Origin of the sequence: Actinoplanes sp. NPDC023714, assembly GCF_040639855.1 — a bacterium.
Classification (GTDB): domain Bacteria; phylum Actinomycetota; class Actinomycetes; order Mycobacteriales; family Micromonosporaceae; genus Actinoplanes.
This window is the reverse complement of record NZ_JBFAAR010000002.1, coordinates 436,368-447,717: the sequence shown is the minus strand read 5'-3', so window position 1 is coordinate 447,717 and position 11,350 is coordinate 436,368. Positions and strand designations below refer to the sequence as shown.

The 11,350-nt window shown below is 72.3% G+C and carries 9 protein-coding genes; 4 read left to right on the top strand and 5 right to left on the bottom strand.

Features of this window, described 5'->3' with window-relative positions; translation table 11 throughout:
* Positions 1 to 4: 4 nt before the first annotated feature.
* The 3 genes from AB0G10_RS09860 to AB0G10_RS09850 are packed head-to-tail and all read right to left on the bottom strand — an operon-like array spanning position 5 to position 5,788.
* Entirely contained in the window at positions 5 to 424 is a 420-nt protein-coding gene (locus AB0G10_RS09860; RefSeq protein ID WP_360918389.1) for a hypothetical protein, read from the bottom strand.
* 4 nt (positions 425 to 428) lie between these two features.
* Positions 429 to 3,026 carry an Hsp70 family protein gene (locus AB0G10_RS09855; RefSeq protein WP_360918388.1) on the bottom strand — a complete coding sequence of 866 codons (2,598 nt, stop codon included), beginning with the start codon at positions 3,024 to 3,026 and terminating at the stop codon, positions 429 to 431.
* 32 nt (positions 3,027 to 3,058) lie between these two features.
* The gene (locus AB0G10_RS09850; RefSeq protein ID WP_360918387.1) at positions 3,059 to 5,788 is read right to left on the bottom strand and encodes an alpha-amylase family glycosyl hydrolase; all 2,730 of its coding nucleotides are present in this window, start codon (positions 5,786 to 5,788) and stop codon (positions 3,059 to 3,061) included.
* A gap of 109 nt (positions 5,789 to 5,897) precedes the next feature.
* On the opposite strand from AB0G10_RS09850, the gene AB0G10_RS09845 reads away from it, so the two are divergent.
* Positions 5,898 to 7,163: a prolyl oligopeptidase family serine peptidase gene (locus tag AB0G10_RS09845; RefSeq protein WP_360918386.1), complete on the top strand. Its 1,266-nt coding sequence runs from the start codon at positions 5,898 to 5,900 to the stop codon at positions 7,161 to 7,163.
* On the opposite strand, the gene AB0G10_RS09840 is transcribed toward AB0G10_RS09845, so the two are convergent.
* Positions 7,160 to 8,380 (bottom strand): MFS transporter, encoded by a 1,221-nt coding sequence (locus AB0G10_RS09840; protein ID WP_360918385.1) that lies wholly within the window; start codon positions 8,378 to 8,380, stop codon positions 7,160 to 7,162. The genes AB0G10_RS09845 and AB0G10_RS09840 overlap by 4 nt on opposite strands.
* A 110-nt stretch (positions 8,381 to 8,490) precedes the next feature.
* Here AB0G10_RS09840 and AB0G10_RS09835 point away from each other — a divergent pair, with 110 nt between their 5' ends.
* On the top strand, positions 8,491 to 9,408 hold the full coding sequence (locus AB0G10_RS09835) for an alpha/beta hydrolase (protein WP_360918384.1): 918 nt from the start codon (positions 8,491 to 8,493) through the stop codon (positions 9,406 to 9,408).
* 6 nt (positions 9,409 to 9,414) lie between these two features.
* Here AB0G10_RS09835 and AB0G10_RS09830 read toward each other — a convergent pair whose 3' ends face one another.
* Positions 9,415 to 10,161, bottom strand: a complete 747-nt coding sequence (locus AB0G10_RS09830; RefSeq protein ID WP_360918383.1) for a dihydrofolate reductase family protein — start codon at positions 10,159 to 10,161, stop codon at positions 9,415 to 9,417.
* Positions 10,162 to 10,314: 153 nt separating this feature from the next.
* Here AB0G10_RS09830 and AB0G10_RS09825 point away from each other — a divergent pair, with 153 nt between their 5' ends.
* Together AB0G10_RS09825 and AB0G10_RS09820 are read left to right on the top strand one after the other, a co-directional pair.
* A complete protein-coding gene (locus tag AB0G10_RS09825; RefSeq protein WP_360918382.1) occupies positions 10,315 to 10,725 on the top strand; it encodes a VOC family protein in 411 nt (136 codons plus the stop codon).
* Positions 10,726 to 10,851: 126 nt separating this feature from the next.
* The gene (locus tag AB0G10_RS09820) at positions 10,852 to 11,280 is read left to right on the top strand and encodes a hypothetical protein (protein ID WP_360918381.1); all 429 of its coding nucleotides are present in this window, start codon (positions 10,852 to 10,854) and stop codon (positions 11,278 to 11,280) included.
* Positions 11,281 to 11,350 lie beyond the last annotated feature (70 nt).

Genomic DNA, 11,350 nt, shown 5'->3' with positions numbered 1-11,350 from the left:
CGCCTCACGCGCTCTCGAGCACCTCCGCATAGAGGCGGGCGAACTCCCGGCTCAACTCCAACGCCTGGGCAGGATCGGTCATCGACAGCCGCCTCGCCTGTTCCTCGATCGCCGGGAAGTCGACCGCGTCGACGGCGCCGCGGTGACGGTGGACCGCGGCCTGCGCCAGCTGGTTCGCGCGGCGCAGGCAGTCGCCGAGGGCTTCCGGGTCGCCGGGGTCGTCCAGCAGGACCGCGACCTCGTGGACCAGGCTGACGTGCTCGGACACCACCGACGGGCCGTGCGTCTCCAGCCACCGGGCGGCGTCCCGGCGCAGCGTCTCGGGGCGGTCCATGGTGGCGGCCCGGGACAGCAGGTCCCGGGCGGCATCGGCGTGCCAGCTGCAGTACCGCACCAGCAGCAGCACGCCGATCGACCGGCTCATGAGATCAGAACCAGCACGGGTGGCCCTCCCGATCGCTGCCGCGCGTCAGCGGCTGCTCGCCCGAACCGTCCCGGCGTTCGACGTAGACCTTCGGATGGTCGAGGTCCCCGCGTACGTAGGCGAACCACTCCCCGTCCGGCGACCACGTCGGGTCCATCTCCCGGGCCTCGTCGTTGGTGACCGCTTTCGGACGGGAGCCGTCGGCGCCGATCTGCCAGATGTCGTAGTTGGACGAGTCGATCTTGCGGGTGAACAGGATCTGCGAGCCGTCCGGGGAGATCGCCGGGTCCATGGCGTCGCCCAGGTCGGCCTTGGTGATCCGCTCGCCGGGCTCCTGCGGGTCGGCCACGTTCAGGGCGAACAGCGACCGCACCCCGTCCTCCTCCGCCCAATAGATGATCGACCTGCCGTCGGCCGACCAGATCGGATCGTCCTTCGGGGCGTTCGACGTGGTCAGCTGGGTGGGCTCGCCGCCGCCCGCCGGGATCGTGAACAGTTGCGACTTCTTCACGTACGCCAGGCGCTGATCATCCGGCGACCACACCACCCGGCCGCCGCTCACGTCGTCGACGAGCAGCCGCCGGTCCGCCCCGGTCCGGTCCATCACGTAGATCGCGTTCGTCCGGTCCGGGTCGCGATGGGTCAGCGCGATCCGCGAACGGTCGTTCGACCAGCGCGGCAGCGTGTCGCCGGGCTCGGTCCCGGCCAGGTCCTGCCGCGCGCCGCTGACCGGGTCGAGCGTCCGGATCCGCGTCACCCAGGTGGCCGACCCCATGCTCCCGCCCGTATCGGTCCGGATCACCAGCTTCTGCGCGGGCAGCGCGGCCGGTCCGGCGACCGCGGACGAGGGCGCCGCGGTCGGTCCGGCGCCGGAGGCCCGGTTGTCGTCGTGCAGGTTGGACAGCACGATCCCGGTGGCGGCGGCCGCGACGGCGACCACCGCGACCCCGGCGATGGTCACGGTCCGTCGGCGGCGTGCGGTCAGAGCCTTTCTTCCGTACGGGGTACCCGTCGCGTGGCCGGCCCGAATGACCGCGGTGCTCGGCTCATGCTCCTCACCCACCCCACCGGAAGCCGGAGAGACCGGAACCGTCGCACCGGCCACTTCGGAATCAGCGGCAGCAGCGCGCAGGGCGGCGGCGTCCGCGGCCTCCGCGGCGGCGGTCCGGGCTGCCTCCGCCTCGGCGGCCTCCACGGCGGCCCAGGGGTCGGCCGGGGTGCGCAGCTCGGTGAAGTCCTGCTTGGGCGCGGGCCGCACCGAAAGCCCGAGCCGCGCCGCCGGCGACCCACCGCCGGCCGGACTCACCGCGCCGGTCCGGGCCGGTTCGGTCGGTGAGGTCCGGGTGGGCGGGCCGCCGTTGGGAGCCACGATCGCCGACTCGCGCCGGGAGATCTCGGAAGCGTCGCCGCCGGTGGGGACAGGACCAGCCGAGACGGAAACGTCGGGAATGGACTCGGCACCGACGGGAGGGGATCCGGCGGCATGGGGATCCGCGGGAAGAGGCCCGGCGGGGACGGCGGCTTCCGGCGTACCCCGGAAAGGTCTGGCCGACGTCGAAGCCGCGCCCAAGGCGACGCTCAGCTCCGGGTGGGAATCGGTCAGGACGGGGCGGCCCAGCTCCCGCTCCAGGACCGAGGTGATCAGCGGGATGCGGGAGGAGCCGCCGGCCAGCAGGATGCCGGCGAGGTCTTCGGGCGGGATGCCGGCCGAGCGCAACGCGCGCCGGGTGGCGTCGAGGGTGTCGCGAACCGGGAGGGCGATCAGGGCCTCGAAGGCCGAGCGGTTGATCCGGACGCGGGTGTGCCGGCCGGGCAGCGCGACCGGGACGGTCACCTCGGTGTCGAACGAGAGGGATTCCTTGGCCTCGACGCAGTCGCGGCGCAGGCGGGCGAGCGCCGCGGCCGTCTCCGGGTCTTCGGCGGCGCGCAGGTCGACGCCGCCGAGGGCGTCGAGCACGTGCGCGTAGACCGCCTCGTCGAAGTCGCCGCCGCCCAGCTGGTCGACGCCCTCGGGGGTGCCGAGCAGGGTGAACTCGTCGCCGTCGCGGCGGATCACGGCGACGTCGAAGCTGCTGCCGCCCAGGTCGTAGACGGCCACGGTCTCGCCCGGCCCGACCCGGCCGGCGGCCGCGTGCCGGCGGGCCACCGCCTCCGGCTCGCTGAGCAGCCGGACCGGTCCGGCGTCGGCGAGGCGGATCGCCTGGTCGAGCTGGTCGCGTTTGTACGGTCCCCAGTGCGCCGGGTGGGTGATCGCCACCTGCGCGGGCGGCGCCGACCGCTGCGCCGTCACCGTGTCGAGGACGTAGCGCAGCAGCTTCGCCGTGAGGGTGAGGGTGGACAGCGGGACGCCGCCCACGATCACCGGGACCGGGTCGCCGAGGCGGCGCTTGAACTCGCGGGCCAGCCGGGCCGGCTCGTCCTGGCCGCGGCGTTCGGCGGCCTCCCCGACGAGCAGGCCGCCGTCCTCCTTCACGAAGATCGCGGACGGGATCTCCCACCGGCGCGCGCCGAGCCGGGCCGACTCGACGCGCCCGTCGGCCAGCACGGCGGCCGCCGTGTGGGTGGTGCCGAGGTCGATGCCCAGCCCGTAGTCCGCAGTCACGCCTCGACCTTAGGGCCTGTCCGCCAGCAGTTTCATCCTCCGGTCGGTGGGCTGGTGTGTACCGCCGGATCCCCCTGTTCGATCCAGACCTGCGGGTGGTCGATGGGCAGGAACGACCGGTCGCCGCCCGGTTCGCGGCTGGCCGGCACGGTGTCGCCGTTCGGCAGGTGGACGATGAAGTTGACCGGCTTGGTGTCGTCCACCAGCGGGATGTCGAACTCGGCCCAGCCTCCGGCGATGCGGGTCGGCGGCATCGGGCGGTCCCAGGCGATCGTCGCGAGCAGCGCCGGGTCGATCCCGTCACCCCAGAGGTGCAGTCCCCAGCCGTCGTAGTCGCCGGCCGGCCGGTGGTATCGCAGGGTCGCCGTCTCGAGTGGCGGCCCGGCGTAGTGGACCGTGCGCACCTCGCCGACCCGGCCGTTCAGCACTGTCCGATAGCGGACCGCGGTGCCGGCGGCCAGGCGAAGCGGGTCGAGGTCGTCGAAGGCCGTGTACGCCGGCGACGAGCTGTCGGTCCCGATCGCCGTCCACGGTCCACCGGCGACGCTGCGCTCGAAGCGGACCACGTGGGTGGGCCGTTCCGGATCGGCGACGGCGCGCACCTCGACCCGGCCGCGCACGTTCGCGCCCTCGGCCGGCGCCTCGATCGTCACCCGCGGCGGCGGGACCCTCGTGCCCTTCGCCGCGCTGGTGGCGGTGTGCCCGCCGTTGTCCAGCACGACCGCCCTGTACTGCACCGGCGTGCCGGTCCGCAGCCCGCTCACGTCGTGGAACACCCGGTAGGGCGCGGTGTCGTCGGTCCCGATCGGCGTCCAGCCGCCCTTGCCGGTCCGGGCGTAGAACGTGACCTCGTAGAAGGAGCTGCCGCCGACGGCCGCCTCCACCTGGATCCGGCTGGGTGTCTCGGCCGAGGCGGCGGGCGCGCCGAGCGTGACGGCGGGAGCCTTCGTCGAGTACGGGATCCGCCCCGCGGAGGCGTAGACCACGGCGGACAGCGGCGGCACCGTGACGCCGAGCGCCCGGTCCGCACCCGACTTCAGCCAGGCCGGTCCGGTGCCGTAGATCCTCTCGTAGGAGCCGTTCCGGGCGTAGGTCGGGATCGCCGCGGTGGCCGGCTGCTCGCTGTTGTTCAGCGCGACCACGTATTCGCGCTGCTGCCCGCGGTCGATCCGGGAGAACGCGTAGACGCCGGCGCCGTCCGACGCGTACCGGTGCTGGTGCGCGCCGTCCCGCAGCGCCGGATGCTTGCGGGTGAGCGCCGCGAGCCCGCTGATCGTCGTGTAGAGCGGGTGCGACGGCACGAAGTTGCCGGTCGCGTGGGTGGCGTCGGTGCCGAGCAGGTCGTCGTCGAGGTATTCCGGGACCCGGCTCGCGAACATGGTCTGCCGGGCGTCCTGGTCGCCGCCCGGGCCGGTGAAGCCCTGTTCGTCACCGTAGTAGACGACCGGGTTGCCGCGGGAGAAGTACATGAGCTCGTGGGCGAGCCGGTCGCGGGCCATCCACTCGGCGTCGCCGGCGCCCGGGTTGTCGGTCACCACGAAGCTGCCGATCCGGCCCATGTCGTGGTTGCCGAGGAAGGTGGGCAGCTCGTAGACGTTGGAGTCGGCGTCGGTGTACCAGTCGTCGCCGGCGAAGAACCGGCCCAGCTCGCCCGCCGGCCGGCTCCGCGAGGCGAAGTTGCGGGCCGCGTCCTGGAACGGGAAGTCGAGGACGGCCTGCATCCGGTTCGCCGTGGTGAAGTGCGAGGTGAAGCTGCGGCTGGTGTCGAACACCTCGCCGAACATGAAGAACTCGCGCTTGCCCTGCTTGCGGGCGAAGGACAGCACCTCGGGGCCGAACCGCTGCCAGAACTCGTCGTTCACGTGCTTCATCGTGTCGATCCGGAAGCCGTCGATGCCGAAGTCGGCGATCCACGTCTTGTAGACGTCGATCATCCCGTTGACGACGCGCGGGTTCTCGGTGAACAGGTCGTCGAGGCCGAAGAAGTCGCCGTAATAGGAGTTCTCGCCGGTGAACGTGGTGTCGCCGCGGTTGTGGTAGAGCGAGGTGTCGTTGAGCCAGGCCGGCACCTTGAGGTTCCGCTCGGCGTCGTCCAGCACCGGCGTGTACGGCGGGACCACGGCCGGGAAGCGGTTGCTGCCGGCGTAGTCGCGATCGTCGACGGGCGTGCCGGCCGGCGTACGATAAGGCTCCTGATCCTTGCTGACGTAGGGCAGTCGCGCCCCTCCGGAATATCCGATCACGTCGGCCGTGTGGTTCGTGATGATGTCGAAGTAGACCTTCATGCCACGCCGGTGCGCCGCGTCGACGACGGCCCGCAGTTCGTCGTTGGTGCCCAGGTGCGGGTCGATGCGGGTGAAGTCGGTGATCCAATATCCGTGATATCCGGCCGACGGCCCGTCCTCGAGCTGCACCGCCTTGTTCTTGAAGCTGGGCGTCAGCCAGATCGACGTGGTGCCGAGGCCCTGGATGTAGTCGATGCGTTGCAACAGGCCGTTGAGGTCGCCGCCGTTGTAGAAGCCCTTGCGCGTCGGATCGAAACCGGACACGAGCGGATCGTCGGGCAGGCCGCCGCGATCGTTGGCGGCGGTACCGTTCTCGAAGCGGTCGGCCATCACGAAGTAGAAGTTCTCGTCGGTGACCGGCCCGCGCAGCGAGTGCCTCCCCGGCAGGTCCCCGCCTCCGGCCTCGGCCGGCGTGGCCGTCATGGTCGCGGCGAGCACGGTGGACAGGATCACGGCAGCGGTGCGACGTATCGACATGCTTTCACCCCCGGCCGGGATCGTAAGCAGGTTTCGGCGCTGTTGCTAAGGGGTTGCCCGGGCATTATGTTGCGGACATCGACAAACCTCACTGCCTTGGAGGTCCGTCATGGCCGTGCCGATCAGCCGTCGCAGCGCCCTGGCCGCGGGCGCCGGAGTCGCCGCGGGTCTCGCCGTCCCGGGCGTCGCCGCGGCCGGCGCGTCCCGTCTCGCCGTCCCGGGCGTGGCCGCGGCCTCCCGGGTGACGTTCGTCCTCGGCGCCGAGACGCTCGACGGCGGCGAGCAGGTCACGTCGGTGACGCTGCGGACCGCCCACCTCCGCATCGATCCGCGCGACCTCACGACCGGCACGTTCTCGGTGCACGCGAAGGCGACCAGCCCGATCCCGCTCGCGCCCGGCGAACTGATCTTCAGTGAGTACGACGTGGATCGCGTCGTCACGGCCGCCCGGCTCGATCGGCGCGGGAACGTGGTCCTCGACCTGGCGTCCGCGGAGGGGCAGGTCGGCGGCGGGACGCTCGGCTACATCGTGAGCCGGGGGCGGAATGTCCGGCTCGACCTGGAGTACACGATCACGCAGAATGCGCCTCTCGGGTCGCTGGTGATCGGCCGGTTCGTGCAGGGGCCGCTGGCGAACCCGGAAGTGGACGCGTTCAGCTACCACAAGTCACGCTCCGGGATGAAATACCGCCTTTATACCCCTGAGTCCGGGCGCGGCCGGCGGCCGCTGATCGTCTGGCTGCACGGCGGCGGGGAGGGCGCCTCGCTGCCGGACGGCTACTACGACAACGAGACGACGCTGCGGGCCAACCGGGGCGCGCTCGGCTTCGCCACCCGGGAGGCGCAGCGGATCTTCGGGGGCGCCTACGTGGTCGCGCCGCAGAGCTTCTCGGCCTGGATGCTGGACGGCGACCGGTTCGCGCCGCTGATCCGCGAGATCGTGCGCGACCTGGCCCGCAGGCTGCCGATCGACACCGATCGGATCCATGTGGTCGGATGCAGCAACGGCGGCTACATGAGCATGAAGATGACCACCGTCTACCCGTCGCTGTTCGCCTCCTCGGTGCCGATCTGCGGCGTCGTGGCGTCGCTCCAGGCCGGGAATCCGCCGCTCATCCCCGACCCGGAACTGGCCGCCATCACCACGCCGACCTGGCTCGTCACCTCCCTCGACGACACCACGGTGCCGCCCGGGCCGAACACGATCCACGCGCACTCACTGATCCCCGGCGCCGAGATGACGCTCTACGAGCACGTGATCTGGAACGGTCACCAATTCCAGGGGCACTGGTCGTGGATCTATGTGGCCCGCAACGACCCGGCCCTCCCCGGCGGCACGCGCGTCTGGCAGTGGATGGCCCGCCACCGCCGCTAGCGCCGGAGAGTGAGCACCAGCGCCGACGCGCTCGCGAAGACGGCGGCTCCGAAGAAGATCAACCCCGCTTTCCCGTACGAATGAAGGGCCGCGAAAGCCGCGCTCGCGGCAATCGGCACCAGCGTCTCGGCGATCGCGGCCATGCCGGTCAGCGCGCCCTGCACCGCACCGTGCTCCCCGGCCCTCGTGCTGCGTGCGATCCAGGACTGCGAGGCCGGCCCGGCGAACGAGCCGAGGATCCCGGCGGCCATCGACAGGTAGAGCATCCACGGCTCATCGGCCACCCCGGCCACGGCGAACGCGGCCACCCCGATCCAGGTCCCGGCCACCGTAGCCGTCTCGTCCCCGAGCATCCGCACGACCGGCCCGGCAGCCCGCGCCTGGAACAACGCCCCCGCCGTGGCGCTCACCGCCATCACCACACCGGCCTGCGCCGTGCCGAACCCGAACTGATAGGCGAGGAAGAACGCCCACACCGACTGCTGGATCATCCGCGCGACGTCGGCACACAGCCGCGCGTACGCAAGCCGCCCCAACCCATTCCTGCGCAGGACCCCGGCGATGGCGCCGACCGGATCGACCATCCGCCGGCACCCCGCGGCTCCGGACTCGGCCGGCTCGACCGGCTCGGCCGGCTCGACCGGCCCCACCGAACCGGGACGCGACTCCGGCAGCACGAACCACCCCCACGCCACGCCCGCGAACGACAGCCCGGCCGCCGCGAGGAACGGCAACCGCACGTCGACCCCGCCGAGCAGCCCGCCCACGATCGGCCCGGCCACGAAGCCGAGCCCGGCGGCGGCGCCGATCCGGCCGTAGGCGCGGGCCCGGTCCCGCTCCGGCGTCACGTCGGCGACGTAGGCGTTCACCACGATCGTCGTGCCCGCGCAGGCCCCGGCCAGGGCGTGGAAGAACAGCAGCGCGGCCGGCCCGGGCACGGCGGCGTGGGCGAGCCAGTCGACGCCGAGCGCGGTCAGCGACAGCAGCAGCACGGGCCGCCTGCCGTAGCGGTCGGCGGCCCGTCCCAGCAGCGGCGCGATCGCGAACTGGAGCAGCCCGTAGGCCGAGCCGAGCACGCCCGACCAGAAGACGGCCCGGGCCGGATCGCCGGCCACGGCCGTCATGAGCGACGGCAGGATCGGGATGACCAGGCCCAGGCCGAGCAGGTCGAGGAAGACGGTGACGAGCAGGAAGGAGAGGGCGGGCGCCCGGCGCATTGCGGCTCCTGAGGGTCGGAAGGGTCGAGCCCCTCCCGGGCCGCAGGCACGGAGGATCAGAATATCGGTGCCGTCAAACGGTTTTCTCCGAACGATCTAGGATCCCGGTCGTGCCCTTCTTCGATTCGTACGACGGACTGCGGCTGTTCTTCGACGAGGTGGGTGAAGGGCCTCCACTCGTCGTGCTGCCGGGCGGGCCGGGCACCGACGTGCGCTACGTCGGCGACCTGGGCGGGCTGTCCTCGACCCGGACGCTGATCCGGCTGGACGCCCGGGCCTCGGGGCGGTCCGGCGTTCCGGAGGACCGGGACACCGTGTCGTTCGTGGAGCAGGCGCGCGACGTGGAACAGCTGCGCCTGCACCTCGGCGCGGACCGGCTCGACATCCTGGCCCACTCGGCCGGGTGCCTGACCGCCCAGGAGTACGCGGCGGCCCGGCCCGGGCGGGTGCGGCGGCTGATCCTGGTCACCCCGGTGGGTCGGGCCGCCCGGGAGCCGGACCACGCCGAGCTGGCGGCGCTGCGGGAGTCGCGGCGCGGCGAGCCCTGGTACGAGCAGGCCGCCGCCGGTGACGCCGCCCTCCGCCGGGGCGGGCTGAGCCACGCCGAGGAGATCATGGCGCGGGCCCGGATGATCCCGTTCTCCTGGCACCGGTGGACGCCGGAGCGGCGCCGCGCCGAGTACGTCCCCGGGCACGCCACCGCGCTGCCCTGGCTGCGGGACGCGTTCTACCGGAATTCCCGGGATCGGGTCGAGCGGTCCGCAGCCGGGCCGGAGCTCCTTGCCGCGGCCGGGCCGGGCGTGCTGGCCGCGGCTGGGCCGCAGCTCCTTGCCGCGGCCGGGCCGGGCGTGCTGGTCGTGGCCGGGGCGAGCGACGGCCTGATCGGGACGGCGCCGGCGAGGCTCGTCGCGGCCGCCCATCCGGGAAGCCGCCTCGAGGTGATGACCGAATCCGGCCACCGGCCGTGGGCCGAGCAGCCGGATCGTTTCCGGTCACTGGTGGAGAGTTTCCTGGCAGCGGCCGGCTGACCGGGACTAAGGTCCCGCCACCTCGTAGTGGGTCCACAGGGTTCCCTGCTCCCCTACGACCACTTCAACGGTACGAAGCCGGACCGCCGGCTCCCCGGCCGGGCCGTCGACGATCGACGGCGTCGTCAAACCGCCCACCACCGCCGGGATCGTGACGACGTGCAACTCGTCGACCAGGCCGTTCCTGATCAGCGCGCTGGTGAGGCCGCCGCCGGCCTGCGACAGCACGCACTCGACGCCCAGCTTCTCGCGCATCGCGGTGAGCGCCTGCGCCAGGTCGACGCGCTCGGTGCCGGCCACCAGATAGGGGATCTCCTCGCGGCGCAGGTACGCCAGGTACTCCCGGGGCGTGCTCTTGCTGACCAGCACGAGCAGCGTGGTGTTGCCGTCCTGCTTGTAGGTCCACTCGATGCGGCCGCGCCCGTCCACGACGACGAACCAGTTGATGCTCTCCTTCGGCAGGTAGTCCGTCCCGAGGTCCTCGTCCGACTCGTCCCCCGGCAGCTCCCGGGGGCCGGCGCCCTCGGCCACGAACGTGCCGCTGCCCTCGAGGATGGCCCGCGGCCGGTGCTGCTCGGCGATCCACCCGTCCCGGCGCCGCAGGATCTCCTCGACGTCCCCGGGCCACAGCGACCGCCAGCGCTCGCTGTTCTCCGGTTCGAGCAGCCGCTGATCGGGGCCCGGCGCGACCCGCCCGTCCGCGGTAGCCGTCACGGACACGACGACGCGGGGCCGCCCACCATCCACACCCATGCCGGAACCGTAGCGTCCACACTCGACTCCGGGTCAGTCCCGCCACCCATGACGGTGAATCTGCACCGCCTTCGTGTCGGTCAGTTTTCGAGAAGCACCCGCGCGGGGTCGCTGCCTAGCCTTCATCTCATTCCCACTTCTCAGGAGACGGCCATGATCACGAAGCTGAACGTCACCACGATCTACGTACTGGACAAGGAGGAGGCCCTCGGCTTCTACGTCGGCAAGCTCGGCCTGGAGAAGGGCAACGACGTCCAGCAGGGCGACTACCGCTGGCTGACCGTCCGCGTGCCCGGCGGCGAGACCGAGATCTCCCTGGAGACGCCCGGCGCGCCCCTGCACGACGACGCCACCGCCGACCAGCTGCGCGCGCTGATCGCGAAGGGCGCCCTCACCGGCCTCGTCCTCCTCACCGACGACGTGCGCAAACTCCACGAGACGCTGAAGGCGCGCGGCGTCACCGACTTCACCCAGGAGCCCGCCGACCACTTCTACGGCACCGACATGGGCCTCCGAGACCCCTCCGGCAACCCGATCCGGATCCTCCAGCAGGGCGCCGCCTAGGTCACCGGTCGGGAGTGGCACGGGCCCGCCGCTCCCCTGGAGTTCCACCGCCGGGACTTCACCAGGGACCCGCTCGCCGACCTGCGCGGCCCGGCCACCCTGGCGATCCTGGCGGGCGGGACGCTGATGAACTTCGCCGACCCGGCCGCCGTGCTGCGCCACATCCGTCAGGCGGCCGACGTCGTGGCCCACGTCGCCCGCCCGGACAGCCCGGCGAACCGCGCCTTCTTCCGCTTCGCCGAGGACGAGACCGACTTCCCGTCGGAATACCTCACCATGCTGGAGCACCTCGGCGTCCACCGTGCCGACTACGAACCGGAGATCGGCTTCGACGACACGACTCGCGAACGCTACCTGCGCATCCACCTGACGGCCCCGGTGACGGTCGCCGGCCGGGTCACCCTGCCGGCCGGCCGATCGGTCCAGCTGTGGCGCTACCGTCACCGGTCCCCGGAGGAACTCACCGCGATGATGTCCGAGGCCGGCTACGCCCCGCTGCTCGATCACCGCAGCCCCGACGGCCAGTTCGCGCTGATCGCGGGCCTCCGGGATTGAGGCAGTACCACGAAGATCCGGCGCCAACCTGGGCCGTCCCGGCGCGACGAGGTGACCGCGCTGGTGGAGA